A 23,010-nucleotide genomic window follows, 5' to 3' on the forward strand; every position below is an offset into this window, starting at 1 on the left:
TCTTTGCTCAGCGCGTCAGACGCGCAAAACCGGCCTCCAGATCGGCGATCAGGTCATCCACATGCTCCAGACCGATGTGCAGCCTGACCAGCGTACCGGTGAAATCCACACCGCCCGCCGGACGAATCGCGGCCAGTTCTTCAGGCTGATTGGCCAGGATCAGCGATTCATAGCCGCCCCAGGAGTAAGCCATGCTGAAATGATGGAAGTGATCGAGATATTCCGCCAGCTGCGGGGCGCTCAATTTTTCCTGCAGAATGAATGAGAAGAGGCCGCTGCTGCCGTTAAAGTCGCGCTGCCAGAACGTATGGCCTTTGCTCTGCGCCAGCGCAGGATGGTTAACGCGGGCCACCTCGGGCCGTGCTGCCAGCCACTCCGCGACCTGCAGGGCGCTCTCTTCATGCTGACGCAGACGGGTGCCCAGAGTGCGCAGGCCGCGGCTCGCCATATAGGCGGTATCGGCATCGACCATCTGGCCCATCAGATAGGAGTTTTCGCGCAGCTGATCGATGCAGCGCGCATTGGCGACCGCCGTGCCGATCATCGCATCACTGTGTCCAATCAGATATTTGGTCCCAGCCTGAATTGAGATATCGACGCCGTGCGCCAGCGCATCAAACAGGATACCGGCTGCCCAGGTGTTATCAAGCATGATGATCGCCTCTGGCGCGATGGCGCGCACCGCCGCCACAATCGCCGGAATATCCTGCACTTCCATGGTAATTGAGGCGGGGGACTCCAGAAACACGACGCGGGTGTTGGGCTGGACCAGCGCACCGATTTCGCTGCCGATGCTGTGATCGAACCAGCTGGTCGAGACATTCATCTTCGCCAGAATTCTGGTGCAGAAATCCTGCGTCGGTTCATAGACCGCGCCGCTCATCAGGAGATGATCGCCCGCTTCGACGAAGGCCAGGATCGCATTCGCCACCGCTGCCGCACCGCAGGGGTAGAGCACGCAGCCCGCGCCGCCTTCCAGCTCCGTCATCGCATCCTGCAGCGCGAAGTGCGTCAGGGTGCCACGACGGCCATAAAAGAGTTCACCTTTTGCCCGTCCTGCGGTCGCGCGTTTTTTCTCCGCGACCGTATCAAAAACCAGCGAGGAAGCGCGCTGAATCACGCTGTTCACCGAACCCTGGGTATAACGCTTGCTGCGTCCTGCACTGACGAGCGTGGTATCAATTTTTCTGGTGGTCATGAGTCGCCCTTGCCGCTTCTGACTAAGCTCTCACGTTACCACGAAACGGCCAGCAGGGTTGAGACTCAATGGCGATTATCAGAACAGAGAGCAGGATAAAAAGCAGGTTGAAAGCCGCGCGGTTCACGGCAAAGCGGGCGGTCAGAGTTTGTAAATAGTAATGAGAACTACTATCAATTCGCCATTATTTTGCTATTATTCGCGCTTGTCCCGCATCCCTGTATATGAAGTTGGAGAAGCAGCGTGGTAGCCAGTGATTTGATGCAAACGGACCTCTCCGTTTGGGGCATGTATCAGCATGCCGATATCGTGGTAAAGGTGGTCATGATTGGCCTGTTGTTGGCCTCCGTAGTGACCTGGGCGATATTCTTTGGCAAATATGCCGAACTCAGTGCCGCGAAGCGCCGCCTGAAGCGCGAGCAGCTGGCGCTGGGCGAAGCGCGCAGTCTGAATGACGCCGCCCGCATTGCCCAGTCGTTTACCGATCACAGTCACAGCGTCGTACTGCTGAACGATGCGCAGAATGAACTGACGCTGTCGGCGGGTGTGGAAGATACCAACGGCATTAAAGATCGCACCAGCTTCCGCCTGGAGCGCCGCGTTGCTGCGTTCAGCCGCCACGCCGGACGCGGAAATGGCTTCCTCGCGACCATCGGCTCTGTCGCACCCTTTATCGGTCTGTTCGGCACCGTCTGGGGCATCATGAACAGCTTTATCGGTATCGCCAAAACCCAGACCACCAATCTGGCGGTGGTGGCACCGGGTATCGCCGAAGCGCTGCTGGCGACCGCGATTGGCCTGGTCGCGGCGATCCCGGCGGTGGTGATCTACAACGTCTTTGCCCGCATGATCGCCAACTACAAAGCCTCGCTGGGTGATGTCGCTGCGCAGGTGATGCTGCTGCAAAGTCGTGACATCGACCTGGGCACCGTGGCCACTGAGGTTCCGCGTCCTGCAGCGGCTCAGAAACTGCGCTTAGGGTAAGTTCTTATGGCAATGCGATTAAACGACGATCTGCAAACCGATGGTGAAATGCATGAGATTAACGTGACGCCGTTTATCGACGTCATGCTGGTGCTGCTGATCATCTTTATGGTGGCCGCGCCACTGGCAACGGTCGACGTGCGCGTCAATCTGCCCGCCTCTACCAGCGCGCCGCAGCCGCGTCCGGAAAAACCGGTTTACCTGTCGATCAAAGCGGATAAGCAGCTTTACGTCGGTAACGACGCGGTGACGCCGGACTCACTGGTGAATGTGCTGACCAGCCAGACCCAGGGCAACAAAGAGACCACCATTTTCTTCCAGGCGGACAAGTCGGTCGATTATGAAACGCTGATGAGCGTGATGGATAAGCTGCGCACGGCGGGCTACCTGAAAATTGGTCTGATGGGTATGGAAACCGTGAAGAAATAGCGGGTTATCCGGCACGATAAAGAGGCGACTGAGACAGTCGCCTTTTTTTATGGCCCTCTGCTGACCAGATGATATCTGGCCGATCCGCCGTGACACCGATCACTTATGCTGGCTGGTCCGTATTGTTAATTTGTTGTTACTTATGTACATAGAATTGTAAAGTGCAATGGTGAGCCAGGTCACATTATTCTCGCGGCAGGCAGGCTAAAACGGCTAAAAAACAACAGGAAGCCGTTATGAGTCACGCCCCGTCTTTACAAAAGCCCCCGAAAAGCGCCGCCCGAACCATCTTCAACGTCACCAGTGGTAACTTCCTGGAGATGTACGATTTCATGGTCTTTGGCTACTACGCCACGGCCATTGCTAAAACCTTCTTCCCCGGCGATGACCCGTTCGCTTCCCTGATGCTGACCCTGATGACCTTTGGCGCAGGCTTTCTGATGCGCCCGCTGGGGGCGATTATTCTGGGCGCGTACATCGACCATCATGGTCGCCGCAAAGGCCTGCTGCTGACGCTGGGCCTGATGGCGATTGGCACCCTGACTATCGCGCTGGTGCCGGGTTACGCCACGCTGGGCGCTGCGGCGCCGATTCTGATCCTGCTGGGACGCCTGCTGCAGGGCTTCTCCGCGGGCGTTGAGCTGGGGGGCGTGTCGGTCTACCTGGCCGAAGTGGCGCCGAAAGGGCGCAAAGGCTTTTTCGTCAGCTGGCAGTCGGGCAGTCAGCAGATTGCGGTGATCTTCGCCGCCCTGCTGGGTCTGATGCTGAACCATCTGCTGGCGAAAGAGGCGGTGACGGAGTGGGGCTGGCGTATCCCGTTTGTGGTGGGCTGTCTGATTGTGCCGTTCCTGTTTTATATCCGCCGCACGCTGGAAGAGACCGAAGCGTTCAGCAAACGCAAGCATCATCCGCGCATGACGGAGATCATGCGCTCGGTCGCCAGCAACTGGGCGCTGGTGCTGGCGGGGATGCTGATGGTGGTCACTACCACGGTGATGTTCTACATGATCACCGCCTTTACCCCGACCTTTGGCAAAACCGTGCTGATGATGAGTGATAAGCAGGCGTTCATGGTGACGCTCTGCGTCGGCATCTCCAATCTCTTCTGGCTGCCGCTGATGGGCGCGCTGTCGGACCGCATCGGGCGTCGTCCGCTGCTGATCGCCTGTACCCTGCTGATGATTGTCACCACCTGGCCGGTGCTGCACTGGCTGGTCGGTTCAGCCAGCTTCGCCCATCTGCTGGAAGCAGAGCTGTGGCTGTCGTTTCTCTATGCCAGCTACAACGGGGCGATGGTGGTCTATCTGGCAGAGATCATGCCTGCTGAGGTGCGCGCGGCCGGTTTCTCCATGGCGTACAGCCTGGCGACGGCACTGTTTGGCGGCTTTACCCCTGCCATCTCCAGCTACCTGATCCACGCCACCGGCGACAAGGCGATGCCGGGCGTCTGGCTGACCTTTGCGGCCATCTGCGGGCTGATCGGCACCCTGCTGATTGGCCGGATGGTGAAGCAGTATCAGCTGCGCCACAGCGGTACGCCGGTCAGCGCCTCGCTCTAAAAGGCTAAATCGACCACCACGCTGTCGCTGTAGTTTCCGGCGGGCGGCGTGGCCTGCGTCGTCAGGATGCGCGCGGTGTAGTTAAAGCCGCGCGTCAGTCCATCCGCAGAGACCGCGGTCGAGGTCGTGCTGCTCCAGCGCTCCGTCCCTGAGGGTCCCCAGCGATTGCTGGTCGTGCCTTTGTAGATCTCATAGCTCAGACGATTCGTTCCGCTCGCCATATTCCTCACGCTGCTCACCGGATAACTGCCATTGCTCAGTCCGACCGTATAGGTGCTGCCTTTGCTGCACAGCACATTGATGGTCTGCGACACCGCAGAGAAGCTGCCGACCAGCGGCGCGCTGCCGAAGCTGATGTTGGGCGAGGTGATGGTGGTGCAGTCATTGGTGAGCGTAGCGGTCACGGTTATCGGGATCACGCCACTGCCGTTCTGTTCGCTTAAGCAGACGTTTCCCACGCTGACACTGGTACAGACGCGATACGTCACGGCCATGTTCAGCGTCACCTGATAGGTGCCGGCGGCCACCACCTGACCGGGAACGGTGCGCAGGTAAACCGGGATAGCGAAGTTGAGGCTGCCCAGTAACCCCGCCAGATTGACCAGCGTCTGTGACCCATAGACGTAGGCCGCGCCGCCAATCGTCAGTTCACTGGCGCAGGCGCTGTCGGTGCAGAGCCGCACCGGTACATTATCGCTGCCGGTGTCACCGCTGCGTTTCAGGGTGCCGCGCGTGCCGCTGACATTCGTCGCGCCGGTCAGCTGAAACGTAATCTGGTTATTACCCAGCAGCGAGAGCGCGCTGCCCGAGCCACAGTTGACGTTGGCGTTTGTGGTGGTGGCGTTCACGGTGGTATTCGCCACAAATGTCGTGAGGGAGCCGAAGCTGGCGGTGGAGGCGGGAAGGGTACAGGCAGCATAACCCAGCGACGGCAGACAGAGCAGCAGGCCCGCAGGGATCAGCCATTTCAGCAGAATTTTTATCATGGTCGCGCTCCGGAAGAGAAAGTATCAGCGGGCGTGGCGGCGCTGCCCGTGGCCGGTGCAGGCAGCGGACAGGTCAGCGGGCCATAGGTTTTCAGCGCCTGCGGCTGACCGCTGGCGATGTGCAGTTCGGTTTCACAGCGGCGACCATCGGGCGTGACCACCGCGATCGGATTGCTGACCGTCAGCGCCTCCATCCAGACAATCCCATCCCAGCCCACATACTCCGTGGGACGATCGGGCCGCACGACCTGGCTTGAGACCGGTAGTGGCTGACCCTGCGCATCGACCAGAATCACGCTGGCCGATCGCAGCTTCTCCACCGGGAAGTTGAGCAGATAGCCACTCTGACGCCGGACGGCAACGCGCTGCTCAACCTGCGGCGTGGTCATATCGGCGGGCAGATCCAGGGTGTCGATATCATATTTAGCCGGGTAATAGCTGCTGATGGTGGGCACCAGCAGATAGCCCTGCGGGTTGGTTCGTCCCATCGACTGATTCTCGTAGCGGACGTTGACGTCGGGGTAGCGGGTTTTCACCAGCACAAAGGCGTCGTTGATGGCGTTGGCGGCAAAGACGCTGTTGTCCATCAGCACCAGCGCGCCGGAGAGATCGGCCCACTGCGTGAGGTTGTCGTCGTCGCCATAAAAGCCTCCCGAGGCGTCAACCTGGTTGTTGCGGTAGCGCAGGCTGCCCTGACGGTAATCGCCGCTGTCACCGCTCTGATTCGCCCAGGAGGCATCCCAGGCGAATCCGCCGTCGCTGGGCATGGCGCGTGAGGCGTAGACGCGCTGGCTGTTGCGGCCGCGCCGGTCGCGTTCGGTGCTGATCGCGGCACTGCCCTGTTCACCAAAGGGGATCACCAGCGAGATCGCGCCGGTCCAGCTCTTCTCCTGCTGATCGCGGCTGGCGGAGACATAGAGGCTGCTGTTGCCCCACAGGTTTTTACTCCAGGAGAGATTCCACAGGCGGGTGCGGTCGCCCTGACCGTCGGTAATATCGATAAAGGCGGCGCCGACGCTGCCAAAACGGTTCAGTGAGACGCTGGCGCTGTACTGCGCACTGCGGCGCGACAGCGCGTAGCGGCTATCTGCCTGACTTCCGGCACGGCTGCCGACCAGCGCCAGGTTGCCAAAGTCGCGGCTGCGCCGGGTCTGCTGCGTGCCGAAATTGAACCAGCGGTTGTTGTACTGATAGCCCCAGCTGTATTGCCCGCCGCGCTCGCCCTCCAGCTGACTCTGCGCCACCGCACCATTTACCACCCCCCAGCTGCCGACGCGCAGCTGACCGCCCAGCCCGCCCATTGCCAGGTTTTCGCTGCCTTCGGCCTGGCTCTCCAGCGTCAGCCAGTCGGTCATGCCATAACGATACGCGCCGCTGACGGCGGCCTGTCCGTAATCGAAATTTTTAATGCCGTAGTTCTCGCGGATCGCCCCGGCGGAAAAGGCGTAATCCGACAGTCCCGCTTTCAGCAGGTTACTGGAGACGTAAAAGGGCATGGTCGTGGTGACGCGTCGGCCTGTTGCATCGGTGGTGGTGATCACCGCATCACCCGCGCCGTTGACGAACGGGACATTGGTCAGCGACCAGGGGCCAGGCTGCACGTTCGCCTGGCTGGAGCGATAGCCATTAATAAACAGATCCACGGTGGAGGGAACGGCGGCCTGGCCGGAAAAGGCGGGCAGCGGGTAGGTGACCAGATCGGGCCGGATGCTGAAGTCGCGACCGATGCGGATGCCGCCGAGCCGCACGCTGCTGCCCCAGGCGAGCGAGTCGCTGACCAGATCCCCGACCCGCCAGCTCACCGCCGTATTTTCATCTTCGTTGCTCCACCAGGTGTCGTAGCGGATGTAGCCATCATCCTGATAAGAGGAACTGCCTTCCAGCTGCTGCTGCCAGACGCCGTTGCTGGAGAGGTGCCCGGCCTCCCCGAACAGCCGCAGCTCATTCCAGGCGGAGAGGCGGGTGCCGCTGTTGTCGGTGCGGCTGGCGTAAAGATCGTAGTTAAGCAGCGCGCCGCTGCTGGTCCGTCCCGGATAGCGCGGCCCGTTTTTCGCCTCGCCAATCACCTGGCCGGGCAGCCACTCTGGCGGCACGGTCAGCAGCAGCCGCTGCCGCGCAGCATCATAGTCCACCCTGACCAGAGGCAGGCTGCTGACATCGACCTGCGGCTGCTGGCCCAGCTTTTCCCGCGGCAGACCGGCACGCTGCAGATCGCCGCTGCGCAGCCAGAAGTGACCGTCGCGCTGCTCTGCCGGTACAATATTGCCCTCTGCCTGCTGATTCACCACCAGCTCCAGCATATATTGCTGGCCGCTGTCGCGGGACTGCAGGCTCGGCGGCGGTGGCAGGGAGGAGTAAGTCTCCGCCAGCACGCTATCCGGCGAGCAGGCGTAGCAGAGGCTGGCAACCGCCAGCGCACAGGGATGAAGCGGATAGCGTCTCATTCAGCACTTACTTCTGAGCCGCGCTGCGCCACTGGCGCTTGTTGACCTCAGCGCTCAGCTCGCCGCTGACCGGGGAGGTGAGCGGCCAGCGATGCATGCTGTCCGCCAGCACATAGCCATACAATCCTTCCCCCAGCCGGCGACCGCCAATCGTGACATTGCTCAGCCGGGCGTGGCCGCTGCCGCTGTTAGTCAGCTGAAGCCAGCGCTTGCCGCCGTCGCTGACCTGCTGCCAGCGCAACTCCGGCCGGGCGCTGTCGGTGTTCAGCCCGGTGCCATAGACAAACAACGGCACGGAATAGCGCATCTGAAACGTCAGCCCGGCCTGATTCTCACCGGGATTGCGCGGTGCCGGGATCTCATCCAGCACCACCCGATAGGCCAGCTCTTTACCCGCCGCAGGCGGCGTCTGTTTAATCAGCCTGACCAGCTGCTTCTGGCCCGGCTCCATCCGCACCATCGGCGGGCTGGCTACCACCTGCTGCTGAGTCTGATACTGTTCCTGGCCGCTGACCTGCTGCCAGCTGAAGACGCGGATCTGCATCAGCGTAGTGCTGTTACCGCGATTTTCCAGCCAGAGTTCACTGGCTTTCTCGTCAGGATTAATGGCGGGATCGATGGGCCAGATCATCACCGAGTTAGCGGCGAAGGCCGGAGAGAGCAGGGAGGGGCTCAGCAGCAGCAGAGCGCACAGTGACTTCATGATCATATCCTTGTTTTTTATCGCCTCACCAGCTCAGGGTGACGGTCAGCGTGTCGGTATAAACGCCGGCGCGCGCGGTGCCGGGAAGTTGCAGCTGGCCATAGATCGGCAGCGTAATGTTACCGGCATTGCTGTAGCTCAGCGGCACGGCCTGGTTGACCGGGATCACCGTGGTGCGGCTGGCATTGCTAAAGAGCGTATAGGGAACGGTATTGCTGAAATTGGGCAGCTTCAGGTTGCGGGTGGTGGTGTAGTTGTTGCCCTGATTGATGCTCATGCTCAGCGTAGTGCCGGGTGTGCAGGCGAGATTGATGGTCGTGCTCTGCAGAAAGCTGGCGTTGACGGTCGCTGTCGCCACGCCAGACTGCGTGCCGAAATTGAGCGTGCCGAAAACGCCGGTATTGGTACCGGATATCACGCAGCCTGCCACAATCGATGCGGAGACCTGAAAGGTGCTGGTGGGCAGCCCCCAGGCGCTGACGCTCCCTGTCAGCAGAGGCAAAGCACGTGCGATCATCAGGCAGGATCGCCAGAGAACCACCCTCATTGACCTGCGGCTGCAGTTAATAATTCACGGCGACGTTAATGGTATCGGTGTAGGTTCCGGCCGGAATCAGCGGGTTAAAGCCGCCGCCGACCACCCGGCCATAGATGGCGTAGTTGGTGCCCAGCGTCGGATCGTTGGTGCCGCTGGCGGCAATCGGCGTATTGTTGGCAATCGCGGTAGTGAAGGAGGCATCGCTGTAGAGGGTATAGGCGATGCCCTGCGCATTGTCCGATCCCAGCAGCAAATAGCGCGGTGACGCAGAGGCGGTGCCATAGATGGTCGCTGGCGCCGCGTTGCTGCTGGTCACCACCACGTTATAGTCCTGACCGGTGGTGCAGCGCACGTAGATGCCGTTACCGGCGGCGCCCACCAGGGTGGCGTTCAGCGTATCAAAGGTGGCGGCGCTGCTACCAAAGTTCAGCGTACCGAAGTTAACGCCTGCCGTGGCGGACTGACCGTTGACCAGGCAACCGGTGGTCAGCGTGAGGGTGGCATTGATGGTCCCGGAGGTGGTTGCCGCCTGGGTTAAGGTCGGAAGTGACAGCGTTAATCCCGCAGCAGCACACAGAAAAAGCTTGAGTTTCATAATATTTCCTTACGGATTATCAGGAGTCAGTGCTTTTTCACCTGGTATTAATTAACGATTCGGCCCAAAAATAAGAAATAAATAAAGCAGTGCCCGCAACGGGGCTGTCTTAAGAAAAATCTCAGACTTAAGGGTGCTGATTTATATCAGTTTTACTTACTATAGAACAGTTAACGCGTCTGGCGAAGTGCTCCTGATTATTTTTCACTAATCTAATGGTCACTTCAGCCGATAACCCAGTAATAGCAAGGCGTGTAAGCGTAACGGGAAAGCAGAAATCCCTGCTTTTTTCCTCGCGTACAGGCTTTCCGCTTCGGTAATATGTTGCTGTATCAATCAGACATAATAACGATTTACCGGCTCGCTTAGCGGATGCGGGAACAGGATGCTGCGCATCGTTCTCCAGCGCTGGCGGGCGGGTTTTGCCGGAAATAATCCCTGGCGAAATACCGGCATTAAATAACTTTTTCCCCCGCGGGGGTTTTCAGATGACTTATCAGACTTTACACAGCACCCGTTCAGCACGGGTGGTGAGGAGTGGCACATGCTGCAGATCACCTGGGATAACGTCCTGATCGGCATTTCGCTGATCGTGGCGTTTATTGCCTCTTTTACAGCCCTGGATACCGCCGGACGGGTGGCGGTCTCCCAGGGCTGGCCTGCCCGATTCTGGCTGCTGGTCGGCGGCACCGCCATGGGAATTGGCATCTGGGCCATGCACTTTATCGGCATGCTGGCGATGATGATGCCGATGACGATGCGCTATGACGTGCCGCTGACGGCAGGCTCGCTGCTGGTGGCGATTCTGGCCGCCATGCTGGCTTTCGGACAGACGGTGGGAGGCGTACATCTCACCCGTTTCCGGCTGCTGCGCGGCAGTCTGATCCTGGGCGCGGGAGTGGTGGTCATGCACTATCTCGGCATGTCTGCGCTGCTGATTGAACCGGGGCCTGACTGGAATCCTCTGCTGGTCACCCTCTCTGTGCTGATCGCCTTTGTGGCCTCTGCGCTGGCGTTGTGGCTGGCGTTTCATCTGCGCCAGGGGGAGCAGCATCTGCTGCTGATGCGCAGCCTGGCCTCCCTGGTGATGGGGATCGCCATCGCCGGTATGCACTACGTGGGCATGGCCGCCGCACGGTTCAGCCCGAGCAGCACCATGCAGCCGCATGGCCTCAGCAATCCGGGGCTGGCGGTATGGGTAACGCTGATTACCCTGCTTATTCTGAGCGTCACGCTGCTGAGTTCCATGCTGGATGCTCAGCTGCGCGCGGCACGGCTGGCGGCGCGGCTCAATCGTGCCAACCAGGAGCTGCGCCAGCTGGCGATGCACGACAACCTGACCGCGCTGCCGAACCGGGTCATGCTGGAGCAGCAGCTCGATCTGGCGATTAAGCAGGCGATGCTGCAGGAGAGCCGCTTTGCCGTGTTCTATATGGATCTGGATGGCTTCAAAGCGGTGAATGACACCTGGGGACATCACGTCGGTGACCGCCTGCTGGTCGCAGTCGCGGAGCGGCTGCGCAGCCAGCTCACGACCACGATGCTGCTGGTGCGTCTGGGCGGCGATGAGTTTGTGCTGATGGCAGAGGCGCTGGATATCACGCCAGCCCGTCAGCTGGCGCAAAAGCTGGTTAAGGTGATCAGCACCCCCTTTGAACTTGACCGCTATGTGCTGCACGTATCACTCAGCGCTGGCATTGCAATCTTTCCGCTGCACGGGCGAAACCGGCATGAGCTGCTGTTCAATGCGGATGCGGCGATGTATCACACCAAACACAACGGGCGCAATGGCTGGTGCCTGTTTGAACCGGCGATGAGCGATGCGACCCAGCATCAGCTGGAGCTGGCGAACGATCTGTGGGAGGCGATAGAGCGCCAGCAGATGCGCCTGTTCTATCAGCCCAAATTCAGTTCCGGCGGCACCCTGTTACTGGGATTCGAGGCGCTGCTGCGCTGGCAGCATCCGCTGCGCGGGTTACTGACGCCGGAGCTGTTTCTGCCGCGCGCCGAAAAGACCGGCCAGATCGTCGCGCTTGGCAACTGGGTAATCGAGGAGACCTGTCGCCAGCTGAGAAGCTGGCACAATCAGGGCCACAGTGACTGGACGGTGTCGGTGAACCTCTCCGCCCTGCAGTTTCATCAGCGCGATCTGCTGACCACGCTGACCCGGACGCTGGCGCACTTCCAGCTGCCAGCCAGCGCGCTGATGCTGGAGATCACCGAAACGATAGCCATGCGTGACCCGCTGTTCAGCCAGCAGCGCATCCGCGAACTGCAGCAGGCGGGTATCAGCGTCGCCATTGATAATTTTGGCATCGGCTATGCCAACCTGCTGCATCTCAAAGATCTGGATGCCTGCGAACTCAAAATCGACCGCAGCTTTATCAACTGCCTGCGGCCCGGCAGTGAAGATGCAACGGTGGTCAGCGCCATGCTGACGCTGGCGCAGAGTCTCAACCTGCGGATGGTGGCGGAAGGGGTGGAAACCGAAGAGCAGCAGCATTTACTCACCAGCTTAGGCTTTGATGCCCTGCAGGGGTATCTGCTGGGTAAACCGACCCCGGCGGACCGGGTTGACACGTTCCGTTTCGCCTCACGGCGGCAGCCGGTGGCGTCACTCTCGGGCTGAACGTCATGATAGTTTTTAGCAATCAGAGTAAGTGAAAGCACGCAGCCTGCGCGGCTCATTAACCGCCGGGCGGTGCCGATAACAAAAAGAACACTCTCCTCTGTCTAACCACAAGCACGGCTTTTCGCGGGAATGCACTATGTTAGTGACCTCATACGACTCTTTTATTGTTATCGTCTCGATTCTGGTCGCGATGCTGGCTTCGTTTACCGCGCTGGATATGGCAGGGCGGGTGGTGCATTCGACCGGCAAAGTCGCGCTGGTCTGGCTGTTCGGCGGCGGTTTTTCCATGGGGATCGGCATCTGGGCGATGCACTTTATCGGCATGCTGTCGATGAACATGGATATGGTGATGAGCTACAACGCCTCACTGACCGCGCTCTCTGCCGCCATCGCGGTGTGTGCGTCGATATTTGCGCTGTGGCTGGTCTGCCATAGCGATCTGCCCTGGCCGCGGCTGGCGGGCGGCGCGCTGATCCTCGGCAGCGGCGTGGTGGCGATGCACTACACCGGCATGGCGGCCCTGATGTTCTCGCCCGGTATCGTCTGGCAGTGGGGCTGGGTGGGACTGTCGGTAATCATCGCCCTGGCAGCCTCTGGCGCGGCGCTGTGGCTCGCCTTTAACCTGCGCGAAGGGCAGACCAGCCGGGTCACGCTGCTGCGGATTGGCGCCGCAGTGGTGATGGGGTTTGCCATTGCAGGCATGCACTACACCGGTATGATGGCCGCCGAGTTTCCCGCGCACAGTCATTCGGTGGGGCAGGGCGTCAACAGCAACTGGCTGGCGATTCTGGTCACTGTGGTCACCCTCTCTATCCTGGGGATTACCCTGCTGGTCTCCATGCTGGATGCGCGGATGCAGGCGCGCACCTCGATTCTCGCCAGCTCTCTGGCGGAGGCGAATCGCGAGCTGGCCCAGCTGGCGCTGCACGATAACCTGACGCGGCTGCCAAACCGCATCCTGCTGGAAGATCGGCTGGAGCAGGCGATCAACAAAGCGAACCGTGAACAGACGCAGTTCGCCCTGATGTTTATGGATCTGGATGGCTTCAAGGCGGTTAACGACGCCTTTGGTCACCATATTGGTGACAGTCTGCTGGTTGGCGTAACCGAGAGAATGAGCCAGCAGATGACCGGCTACTACACGCTGGCGCGGCTTGGCGGCGATGAGTTCGTGCTGCTGGTGGAGATTGACGATCCCAATGATGCCGCGGCCGTCGCCGATAAGCTGGTCAAAGCGGTGGACCGCCCATTTGATATCTCCCGCTATGAACTGGTGGTTTCCCTGAGTCTCGGCATTGCCGTCTATCCCGGTGACGGGGTGGATGAGCGGGAGCTGATGTTCAATGCGGATGCGGCGATGTACCACACCAAAAATAATGGCCGCAACGGCTATACCTTCTTTCAGCCCTCTATGAATATTCAGGCACAGAGTCAGCTGCAGCTGAATAACGATCTCTGGCAGGCGCTGGATAATGATGAGCTGCGCCTCTTCTACCAGCCAAAATTCTGCGCCCCGCGTGGTCCGATCCTCGGTTTTGAGGCGCTGCTGCGCTGGCAGCATCCGCAGCACGGCCTGCTGTCGCCCGACAAATTCCTGCCGATGGCGGAAAAGACCGGGATGATTGTTAATATCGGCAACTGGGTAATTCAGGAAGCCTGCCGCCAGCTGCGCCAGTGGCATCTGCAGGGGCACCCGCACTGGTCGGTGGCGGTTAACCTCTCGGCGTTGCAGTTTGAGCAGTCGAATCTGGTGGAGACGGTGGTTGAGGCGCTGGCAAAACATCAGATCCCGGCCGAGCTGCTGACCCTGGAGGTGACAGAAACCACCGCGATGCGCGACCCCGATGAGAGCGTGCGTATCCTGACCGAGCTGACCCGGCTGGGCGTGAAAGCCTCGATTGATGATTTCGGCACCGGCTACTCGAGCCTGCTCTATCTGAAGCGATTACCGGCCAGCGAACTGAAGATCGACCGGGCCTTTGTGAACGAGCTGCAGCATCAGAAAGAGGATGCCACCATCGTGTCGGCCATCGTGGCGCTGGCGCAGTCGCTGCAACTTAAAGTGGTAGCTGAAGGGGTAGAAACCGCCGAACAGCAGGCGTTTCTGACCAGCCTGGGCTGCAATACGCTGCAGGGCTATCTGCTGGGCAAGCCGGTTCCGCCGGAGCGGGTGCCGGAGCTGACCGACTTTGTCGCGGCAGAAACTGAAGAAACGGTGACCAGCACGGGCCTGACTGCGGATGTCGATCGGCCGCTGACGCCAGAGGTGGCAGCGGTCTGACGCGCGGCGCGTCGGGGCTGAAAAAGCGTCCCGTGCGCGTTGCATCAGTGCAATGGGGCTGTATAAGCGGTTCATGCCGCCTGTCATTGGCCGCCGCGCGTGGTAAAGTCACGCGGTCAGACAAGGAGAGATGAGCCGTGGCGAAATACCAGCGATTGATGGATGAGATTCAGCAGCAGATAGAGGCCGGCATCTGGCTGCCGGGTACACGCTTACCCTCATTGCGCCAGCAGGTGGCGCAGCAGGGCGTCAGCCTTATGACGGTGCTGCACGCCTATGAGCTGCTGGAGAGCCAGGGCTGGATCGTCTCCCGTCCCCAGTCGGGCTACTACGTCGCGCCCCGCGCGCTGGCACCCGCGCCCATGAGCGTGGCGATCAGCGAGCAGGTGGATATCAACGACTTTGTATTTGATGTCCTGCAGGCAACGCGCGATCCGGCGATTGTGCCGTTTGGCTCCGCCTTTCCCGACCCCGCGCTGTTTCCGCAGCGTCAGCTGATGCGCTCGCTGGCGAATGTCTCCCATCACCTCACGCCAACCGATGCGCTGCATAACCTGCCGCCCGGTAACGCCACGCTGCGACAGCTGCTGGCGCAGCGCTATGCGCGTCAGGGCATCACGCTGTCACCGGATGAAATTGTCATCACCAGCGGGGCGCTGGAGGCGCTGAACCTCAGCCTGCAATCCCTCACCGAGCCGGGCGATTACGTGGTGATTGAGCATCCCGGTTTTTATGGCGCGCTGCAGGCGATTGAGCGGCTCAAGCTGAAAGCGCTGGCGATCCCGGTGGATGCAAAACAGGGCATCGATCTTGCCCAGCTGGAGGAGGCGCTGCAGCGCTGGCCGGTAAAGGCCTGTTGGCTGATGACCACCCTGCAGAACCCGCTCAGCGTCACCCTGACCCCGGAACGCAAACAGCAACTGGTGGCGCTGCTGGCGCGCTATCAGGTGCCGATGATTGAAGATGATGTCTATGCCGAACTCTGGACAGGCGATGTCGCGCCGCTGCCGGCCAAAGCCTGGGATCGTCAGGGCAACGTGCTGCACTGTGGGTCATTTTCAAAATCGCTGGTGGCGGGATTTCGCGTTGGCTGGGTGGCGGCGGGACAGCATGCGCAGCGCATTCAGCGGCTGCAACTGATGAGCACGCTCTCGACCAGCGCGCCCATGCAGCTGGCGCTGGCGGATTTTCTGGCGACACGGCGTTATGACACCCACCTGAAGCGCCTGCGGCAGATCCTGGCGAAGCGACAGCAGATGGTGCGCCAGGCACTCCTGAAGGTGCTGCCACCCCAGGCCACACTCAGCGAGGCGCTCGGCGGTTATTTTCTCTGGGTGACGCTGCCGGAGCGGATCAATACCACCCGGCTTTATCAGCGCGCGCTGGCACAGGGGATCAGTATTGCACCGGGACAGTTATTTTCGGCAGGCGAGCAGTTCAGTCACTGCTTCAGGCTGAATACCGCCTGGCCGTGGGACAGCCGGGCCGAGGCGGCAATCGAAACGCTGGGTCGGTTAATGGCGGAAAGCGGGGCAGATTAAACCCGCGCCGCTTCCTGATGGCCCCAGGTCAGGTAGTAGACATCATAAAAATCGACTTCGCCTTTTTGCGACAGCAGACGCTGGATGCCGCTCTTCACCCGTTCCGGCGTCTCGGGCAGCGACAGAATCCGCGAAACGGCCTGCTCGCGCACCGGCTGAACGTAATACCATTCACCGTTGTAGCAGACGCGCAGATCGAGTGCGTCGATATCCTCAAAGCGATATTTCGGGTTGATGTCCATCAGCATCAGCAGGCTCATCACCAGGACAAAGATGGTCGCAAACCAGAAGGCGGGCCAGCCGAGCATCTCGGTCGTGAAAATCAGCGCAACGCACAGGCCATAGCACAGGTACATCACCGCCCAGAGGCCGGGATGGTTTTTCAGAAACGAGAGGCTGAAGCGCGGCAAATTGTCGCGACGTTCTTCGCGGTTAAGCGTGGCGATCTCGTCAATCAGGATTTGTTTAATAGCGTCCATTGGTTACCTCTCTGTGATCTGCTAGCGATTAGAACAGATAACAGTCAAGGATATCAGAAACAGATCTGTGCGATTTTTATATAACAGTTGAACCGTGACCAGAGTCCTGCTCCGGGCGGCCTGACATTTTGCAACATTTTACCGCAGTCAGAACCGCTTCCCGTGGTGGTGCAGGGCGGGTAACACCCTGTAGTTAACGCCGCATTTGGCTTTAGTCAGCAATATCAGTCAATTATCTCAATTCTGTCGCCTGGCGCACATTGCATTATGGCGCAGGTTTGCCACACTGATAAAAAAGCGGAGAACCTGCATGCGTACCCCATCCTCCAGTCTGTTATTGATGATGTCTTTTGCCGCTGGCACCTTTTCGGCCGGGGCGTCTGACAATCCTCAGCACCTGATGCTCGCCATTCCGTCGGGCGGCGTGCCGAATAACCCGTTACCTCTGATTATCTGGCCACGCGTGGTGCCGGAAGAGGAGGAGATCGCCGCATGGTTTGAGAAAACCTTCGAAGAAAACGGCTGGCCACCCGCCTGGCGCTATCCGATTTTTCCTTACACCCACTACCACCCCAACACCCATGAGCTGCTGGGTGTGGCTGAAGGCTGGGCGGAAGTGCTGTTTGGCGGTGACAGTGGCCGGATGGTGACGCTGCGCGCCGGCGATGCGGTGCTGATCCCGGCGGGCGTCGGCCACCGGCAGGTCAGCGCCAGTGAAGACTTTATGGTGGTCGGAGCCTATCCGCGTGGCATGTCGCCTGAGACACTGCGCGATGAGCCAGCGAAACTGAAAATGGCGCAGGAGCAGGTGAAAAAAGTGCCTCTGCCGACCCAGGATCCCTTCACCGGTAAAGAGGGCGCACTGACAGAAATCTGGCAGCCGATTGCCGCCATGCAGCCGCAGCCATAAGGGAAGGTGCTTCAGACACGCTGCTGAATAACGATGCGCGAGCCCGTCTCGCGCTTTTCCCCCTCTTCCCGCAATCCCGCTCTGCGCCTTAGGCGCGCGCGCTCGCCCCGATCGCGACACCATTGAACATTTGCTCACCGCTGCCGATAACTCCCCTGTTAAGATTAGTTATTCTTCTTAATACACTTGTCTTCACAGCCCATTTCCGCTGTAGTCTCCGCAGATGTATTAAGAACATTCCTAAGCCATGACCAGGCTACCGAGCAGCAGGCAAATAACAATGGATAATAACTCTGATGTCATCTATCGCATGCTGGTACAAAGCGTGATCGACTACGCGATCGCCATGCTCAAACCGGACGGAACCGTCGCCAGCTGGAATGAAGGCGGGCTGAACGTTCTGGGTTACAGACCAGAAGAAATTATGGGTCAGCATGCCGCCGTGTTTTACAACGAAGAGGATCGTCGTCGCGGTCTGCCGCAGCGGGAACTCGATATTGCCGCCACCGTGGGACGTTATGATTACGAAGGCTGGCGCTGCCGTAAAGATGGCAGCACCTTCTGGGCGCATGTGGTGATCTATCCCATCCGCAATGATGTGGCGCAGCTGGTGGGCTTCGCTGTGGTCTGCCGCGACTGTACCCGGCAGCAGGAGCAGCAGCGCAAAGAGCGGGAACAGGAGGCGCGCTTCCGTCTGCTGGTGGAGGGCGTCACCGATTACGCCATCTATATGCTAGATATCGACGGCAACGTCGTGAACTGGAACGCCGGCGCCCAGCGCGCCAAAGGCTATGTAGCCGAAGAGATTGTCGGCCAGCATTTTTCCCGCTTCTACAGCGCGCAGGATCGTCTGAATCACGTTCCCAATCAGAACCTGCAGATCGCCTATCGCACCGGCCGGTTTGAAGATGAGGGCTGGCGCTACCGCAAAGATGGCAGCGCCTTCTGGGCGCATGTGGTGATCGACACGATCCGTGACGATCAGGGTAAGCTGCTGGGTTACGCCAAGATCACCCGCGACTGTACCGAACAGCAGCGCGTACGCAATGAGCAGCGCGAGCAGGAGCGACGCTTCCGGCTGCTGGTGGAGGGCGTCACGGATTACGCCATCTATATGCTGGATATCGACGGCGTGGTGGTGAACTGGAACGCCGGTGCCGAGCGCGCCAAAGGTTACCGGGCGGAAGAGGTCGTGGGTCAGCACTTCTCGCTGTTTTACAGCGCTCAGGAGCGGCTGAACAGAACGCCGGAAGCCAACCTCGGCATTGCGCTGAAGACCGGTCGCTTCGAAGATGAGGGGTGGCGCTACCGCAAAGATGGCAGCGCCTTCTGGGCGCACGTGGTGATCGACGCGATCCACGACGATGACGGCAAGCTGATCGGCTTCGCCAAGATCACCCGCGACCGGACGGAACGCCGTGAGCAGGAGCAGCAGGTGCTGCGCGCCCGCGATCTGGCGGAAGCCCAGAGTACCCAGAAAACGGCGCTCTCCCGCTTTCTGGATAACATCATCGCCAACATCCCCTCCTGCGTGATTGTCGAAGATGCCATTACCCGTGAGGTTCTGCTGGTCAATGACCGTACCCAGCAGCTGTTTGGCCTGTCCAAATCGCTGATCGTCAACAAACGGCCGCACGAGTGTATGTCGCCTGAGTTAAGCGACTATTTCAACAATCTGGCGGATGTGGCGCTGCGCAGCGAGGGGATGCATGAGCGTGAACAGCTGCTGATGACCGCCAGCGGTGAGCGCATCCTGCACACCCGCGCCACCGCGATTAATGGTCAGGATGCACGGCGTAACTATCTGATGCTGCTGGTGGAAGATGTGACCGACCAGCGCGCCGCAGATGCCCGCATTCACCACATGGCGCACCATGACAACCTCACCAGCCTGCCGAACCGTATCCTGTTCCGCCAGCGCCTGAGTGAAGCGCTGCGCAACGCCGGTCAGACGCCGCGTCAGACCGCCGCGCTCTGCCTGGATCTGGACAATTTCAAGAATGTGAACGATGCGCTGGGCCACCAGATTGGCGATGAGCTGCTGCGCAGTGTGGCGAAGCGGCTGCGCAACGTGCTGCGCGATCAGGATACCCTGGCGCGTATCGGCGGCGATGAGTTCGCCATCGTGCTGCCGTCGGTTGCCAGCGGCGACGAGGCGAGCGTGGTCGCGCAGCGGCTGATCGAGGCCATTCGTCCGCCGGTCAACATCGAAGGTCATAACCTCTCGGTCGGGCTCAGCGTCGGTATTGCGCTCAGCACCACCATCACCAACACGCCGGAACAGCTGCTGCGCTGTGCCGACATGGCGCTGTATGAGGCCAAACGCAACGGCCGTAACCGCTTTGAGCACTTCACGCTGGAGATGGACGACGTGGCACGCAGCCGCCGCCTGATTGAAAATGACCTGCGCGATGCGATCAGCGGCGGGCATCTGCGGCTCTACTACCAGCCCATCACCAATGGCGACCACCACACCATCATTGGCTATGAAGCGCTGATGCGCTGGCATCATCCCATCCGTGGCCTGATCATGCCCAACGACTTCATTCCGATTGCGGAAGAGACCGGCCTGATTCATATGCTGGGCGCGTTTGCGCTCTATGAAGCCTGTCGTGAAGCGGCGAGCTGGGAAGGCAACCAGTCGGTGTCGGTTAACCTCTCACCGCTGCAGTTTAAAAACAGCTCACTGGTGCCGGTGGTGGAGGGCGCACTGCAGGAGTCCGGGCTGGATCCGGCGCGGCTGGAGGTGGAGATCACCGAATCGGTGCTGCTGGATGATTCGCTGGGGAATATCCGTACCCTGCAGAATCTCAAGGCGCTGGGCGTGCAGATTGCGCTGGATGATTTTGGTACCGGCTATTCGTCGCTGAGCTATCTGCGATCCTTCCCGTTCGACAAAATCAAAATCGACAAATCCTTTATTAACGACATGGGGGACAGCCGTGAGGCGCTGGCGATTATCCGGGCCATTACCGGCATGAGTCGCAGTCTGGATATCCAGATCACCGCCGAGGGGGTGGAGAGCGATGAGCAGTTTATGAAGCTGCGCGATGAGGGCTGTACGCTGTTCCAGGGCTTCCTGTTCGGGCGTCCTCAGCCGTCGGAACTGCGGCTGAAAACGCTGGGTCAGTCGTAAAGGCCATGCTGCTGAACCGGCGCATGGCTGAGGTTGTCGCGGATGCGGCGCACCGATTCGCGCACCACCAGCCGGCCATTCAGCAGCAGGGTGCCGGCCGGGGTGGCAGGATTAAGTCGCATCTCTTGCAGCACTTTCACGGCGGCGGCACCCAGCTCATCACGCGGCACCTGCACTGAGGTCAGGGGAATATCGTGGATGGCGGCCAGGTTAAAGCCATCCATGCTCATGACCGAAATATCCTGCGGCACCCGCAGGCCCGCCTGCTCCAGCGCGCTGACCGCACCTGCGGCAATGTAATCACCGCTGGCCAGAATGGCGGTCGGGCGCAGCACGTCCGGGCAGTGGCGCAGATATTCACCGAGCCGTTCCGCCGCTTCATTGCTGCTGAAGCTGTTCAGCGTCAGCAGATGCTGACGGCTGTCAAAGCGCAGATTCATCGCATGCCAGGCGTCACGCACGCCCTGCAGCCGCTGCTCCATGGTGTAGCGGCGCAGGCAGTGCAGCGACAGGATCTGCCGGTGCCCCTGCTCAAACAGGTAGCGGGCTGAAAACTCCCCAATCAGCTGATGATCCGGCGAAACCGAAGGCAGCCGCATACGGCGATCGCGGGCGTTAATCAGCACGCAGGGTTTGTTCATCTCCGCCGCCAGCTGATGAATGTGCTCATCATCAATGCCGATCAGGATTGCCGCTTCGGTCTGCTGCATCTTGTCGATAAACAGCGCCGCGTCACTCTCCACCTCTTCCAGCGGAGAGTAGCGCAGCCGTACCTCGTGCGGCTCCACCGCCTGGCTGATCCCCTGAATCACTTTGTAGTAGAAGATGTCACTGCGCACGTCGAAGGCACGTGGCGGCGCGAAGACCATCAGATTATTCAGCAGCAGGCGACCGCTGTGCAGGTTATCCAGCACACCCTGCTGCTGCGCCACGGCCAGCACCTTGTCGCGGGTGGCGGGGCGGGTGTTGGCTTTGCCCGCCAGTACCCGTGACACCGTGCTGATCGAAACGCCGCTCAGCGCCGCAATTTCGCTTACTTTCAGCCTTTGTTTCATTCTGTGATCGCCTTCAAATCTGCCAGTGAAAAATTTTTCATAACCTGCTGAATCGCGTCAGATGGTCGTTTCAGTGTCATTTCCTGCCGGTAATCAGCCTGCCATGAAAAGAGTTGCAAAAAAGAGGCTGTACCCACGTTTCGCACTTTTCTAAGTTCGCTAAAAGGACACGCGGTACGCCAGCAGGCGGTGTGATTTATCAATGGAAATCAGGAGTGGCACTATGAGCCTCGAATCGACAACCAAACCCGTCAGTGCTTCACGCACGGTGCGCGTGATTAAAAATTTACGCTGGTGGATGCTGGGGATGTTCCTGCTGGGTGTGACCGTTAACTACATCACCCGCAACTCACTCGGCATTCTGGCACCGGAACTCAAAACCAGCCTCAACATGAGTACCGAACAGTACTCCTGGGTGGTGGCAGCGTTCCAGCTGGCCTACACCCTGTTTCAGCCGGTCTGCGGCTGGCTGATCGATGTGATCGGCCTGAAGATGGGCTTCCTGATCTGTGCGCTGGTCTGGTCGGTCACCTGTCTGCTGCACGCCGGGGCCGGAAGCTGGCTGCATCTGGCGCTGCTGCGCTTTGTCATGGGGGCGTCTGAAGCGGCCGCCACGCCAGCCAACGCCAAAGCGATTGGTGACTGGTTCCCGAAAAAAGAGCGGCCGGTGGCAGCAGGCTGGGCGGGCGTCGGCTTCTCCATCGGGGCGATGCTGGCACCGCCCATCATCTACGTTTCCCACATCAACTTTGGCTGGCAGGGCGCCTTCCTGCTGACAGGCGGCCTGGGGCTGCTGTGGGTGCTCTTCTGGTGGTGGGGCTATCACGCTCCGCAGAGCCATCCGCGCCTTTCTGCTGAGGAGCGCGACTTTATCAATCAGGACAACGAAGCCATCGGCGAGAAGCTGCCGTTCTTCAAAGCGCTGAAAGTGATTGGTAAAGAGAAGAAGTTTTACGGTATTGCGATTCCGGCCTTTCTGGCTGAACCCGCCTGGGCGGTGCTGAGCTTCTGGGTGCCGCTCTACCTCGCCAATGAGCGCGGCATGGATCTGAAGCAGATCGTGATGTTTGCCTGGCTGCCCTTCCTGGCGGCTGACCTTGGCAGCGTCGCCAGCGGTTATCTCACCCGCATTTATGTGCGCTGGTTCGGTTTTACCCGCGTCAACTCAATTGTCGCCAGCTCGGTGACGGGCGCGCTGTTAATGGTTTCGCTGGCGCTGATGACGCTGGTGAAAGATCCCCTGCTGGCTATCGCGCTCATCTCCATCGGTGGCTTCGGGCATCAGGTCATCTCCTGCATGCTCAGTGCGCTGGTGGTGGAGCGTTTCGATCGCCGTCAGATGGCGACGGTCAACGGTATGCGCGGCTCCTGCGCCTGGATTGCCAGCTTTATCTTCTCGCTGATTATCGGCGTCACCGCCGACACCATCGGCTTTAATCCGCTGTTTGTGGCGATGGGCTTTTTTGACCTGATTGGTGCCGTTTTCCTGGTGATGCTGATCGCCGAACGACGCCAGCGCCCGGCTAACCCATAAGGATAT

General features: G+C 60.0%; 17 protein-coding genes. 9 read left to right on the plus strand and 8 right to left on the minus strand.

Annotated elements, in window-relative coordinates:
- Positions 1 to 7 precede the first annotated feature (7 nt).
- On the minus strand, positions 8 to 1,198 hold the full coding sequence (metC, locus tag FJW00_RS16165) for a cystathionine beta-lyase (RefSeq protein ID WP_009087253.1): 1,191 nt from the start codon (positions 1,196 to 1,198) through the stop codon (positions 8 to 10).
- Positions 1,199 to 1,459: 261 nt separating this feature from the next.
- On the opposite strand from metC, the gene exbB reads away from it, so the two are divergent.
- From exbB to FJW00_RS16180, 3 genes are all read left to right on the plus strand, one after another.
- Positions 1,460 to 2,182 (plus strand): tol-pal system-associated acyl-CoA thioesterase, encoded by a 723-nt coding sequence (exbB, locus tag FJW00_RS16170; protein WP_009087251.1) that lies wholly within the window; start codon positions 1,460 to 1,462, stop codon positions 2,180 to 2,182.
- Positions 2,183 to 2,188: 6 nt separating this feature from the next.
- Positions 2,189 to 2,611: a TonB system transport protein ExbD gene (gene exbD / locus FJW00_RS16175; RefSeq protein WP_009087249.1), complete on the plus strand. Its 423-nt coding sequence runs from the start codon at positions 2,189 to 2,191 to the stop codon at positions 2,609 to 2,611.
- 236 nt (positions 2,612 to 2,847) lie between these two features.
- The gene (locus FJW00_RS16180) at positions 2,848 to 4,170 is read left to right on the plus strand and encodes an MFS transporter (protein ID WP_140924933.1); all 1,323 of its coding nucleotides are present in this window, start codon (positions 2,848 to 2,850) and stop codon (positions 4,168 to 4,170) included.
- On the opposite strand, the gene FJW00_RS16185 is transcribed toward FJW00_RS16180, so the two are convergent.
- From FJW00_RS16185 to FJW00_RS16205, 5 genes are read right to left on the minus strand one after another with little or no spacing between them, the layout of a single operon-like run.
- Positions 4,167 to 5,156, minus strand: a complete 990-nt coding sequence (locus tag FJW00_RS16185) for a Csu type fimbrial protein (RefSeq protein WP_154929154.1) — start codon at positions 5,154 to 5,156, stop codon at positions 4,167 to 4,169. The two genes, FJW00_RS16180 and FJW00_RS16185, sit on opposite strands and share 4 nt — an antisense overlap.
- A complete protein-coding gene (locus FJW00_RS16190) occupies positions 5,153 to 7,600 on the minus strand; it encodes a fimbria/pilus outer membrane usher protein (protein WP_140924935.1) in 2,448 nt (815 codons plus the stop codon). Before FJW00_RS16190 ends, FJW00_RS16185 begins: the two co-directional genes overlap by 4 nt.
- 7 nt (positions 7,601 to 7,607) lie before the next feature.
- Positions 7,608 to 8,303, minus strand: coding sequence for a fimbrial biogenesis chaperone (locus FJW00_RS16195; protein WP_140924937.1), 696 nt, complete (start codon positions 8,301 to 8,303; stop codon positions 7,608 to 7,610).
- A 25-nt stretch (positions 8,304 to 8,328) separates the two neighbouring features.
- Positions 8,329 to 8,820, minus strand: coding sequence for a Csu type fimbrial protein (locus tag FJW00_RS16200; protein WP_009087239.1), 492 nt, complete (start codon positions 8,818 to 8,820; stop codon positions 8,329 to 8,331).
- 46 nt (positions 8,821 to 8,866) lie between these two features.
- On the minus strand, positions 8,867 to 9,436 hold the full coding sequence (locus tag FJW00_RS16205) for a Csu type fimbrial protein (protein WP_009087237.1): 570 nt from the start codon (positions 9,434 to 9,436) through the stop codon (positions 8,867 to 8,869).
- Between the two features lie 544 nt (positions 9,437 to 9,980).
- Here FJW00_RS16205 and FJW00_RS16210 point away from each other — a divergent pair.
- The 3 genes from FJW00_RS16210 (at position 9,981) to FJW00_RS16220 (ending at position 15,890) form a co-directional block, all read left to right on the plus strand.
- Positions 9,981 to 12,065: a putative bifunctional diguanylate cyclase/phosphodiesterase gene (locus FJW00_RS16210; protein WP_140924940.1), complete on the plus strand. Its 2,085-nt coding sequence runs from the start codon at positions 9,981 to 9,983 to the stop codon at positions 12,063 to 12,065.
- A gap of 139 nt (positions 12,066 to 12,204) precedes the next feature.
- A complete protein-coding gene (locus FJW00_RS16215; protein WP_140924942.1) occupies positions 12,205 to 14,349 on the plus strand; it encodes a putative bifunctional diguanylate cyclase/phosphodiesterase in 2,145 nt (714 codons plus the stop codon).
- 137 nt (positions 14,350 to 14,486) lie between these two features.
- Positions 14,487 to 15,890 (plus strand): aminotransferase-like domain-containing protein, encoded by a 1,404-nt coding sequence (locus FJW00_RS16220; protein WP_140924944.1) that lies wholly within the window; start codon positions 14,487 to 14,489, stop codon positions 15,888 to 15,890.
- On the opposite strand, the gene FJW00_RS16225 is transcribed toward FJW00_RS16220, so the two are convergent.
- A complete protein-coding gene (locus tag FJW00_RS16225; RefSeq protein ID WP_009087228.1) occupies positions 15,887 to 16,369 on the minus strand; it encodes a YlaC family protein in 483 nt (160 codons plus the stop codon). The two genes, FJW00_RS16220 and FJW00_RS16225, sit on opposite strands and share 4 nt — an antisense overlap.
- Before the next feature lie 310 nt (positions 16,370 to 16,679).
- Here FJW00_RS16225 and FJW00_RS16230 point away from each other — a divergent pair, with 310 nt between their 5' ends.
- Positions 16,680 to 17,279, plus strand: a complete 600-nt coding sequence (locus FJW00_RS16230) for a cupin domain-containing protein (protein ID WP_009087226.1) — start codon at positions 16,680 to 16,682, stop codon at positions 17,277 to 17,279.
- A gap of 280 nt (positions 17,280 to 17,559) precedes the next feature.
- Positions 17,560 to 20,415: a bifunctional diguanylate cyclase/phosphodiesterase gene (locus FJW00_RS16235; protein WP_140924946.1), complete on the plus strand. Its 2,856-nt coding sequence runs from the start codon at positions 17,560 to 17,562 to the stop codon at positions 20,413 to 20,415.
- On the opposite strand, the gene FJW00_RS16240 is transcribed toward FJW00_RS16235, so the two are convergent.
- Positions 20,406 to 21,470 carry a LacI family DNA-binding transcriptional regulator gene (locus FJW00_RS16240; RefSeq protein WP_058958356.1) on the minus strand — a complete coding sequence of 355 codons (1,065 nt, stop codon included), beginning with the start codon at positions 21,468 to 21,470 and terminating at the stop codon, positions 20,406 to 20,408. The two genes, FJW00_RS16235 and FJW00_RS16240, sit on opposite strands and share 10 nt — an antisense overlap.
- A gap of 223 nt (positions 21,471 to 21,693) precedes the next feature.
- On the opposite strand from FJW00_RS16240, the gene FJW00_RS16250 reads away from it, so the two are divergent.
- A complete protein-coding gene (locus FJW00_RS16250; protein WP_058958355.1) occupies positions 21,694 to 23,004 on the plus strand; it encodes an MFS transporter in 1,311 nt (436 codons plus the stop codon).
- The last annotated feature ends 6 nt before the right edge of the window (positions 23,005 to 23,010 follow it).

It is taken from the genome of Pantoea anthophila (assembly GCF_006494375.1).
In the GTDB taxonomy this organism is placed as follows: Bacteria; Pseudomonadota; Gammaproteobacteria; order Enterobacterales; family Enterobacteriaceae; genus Pantoea; species Pantoea anthophila.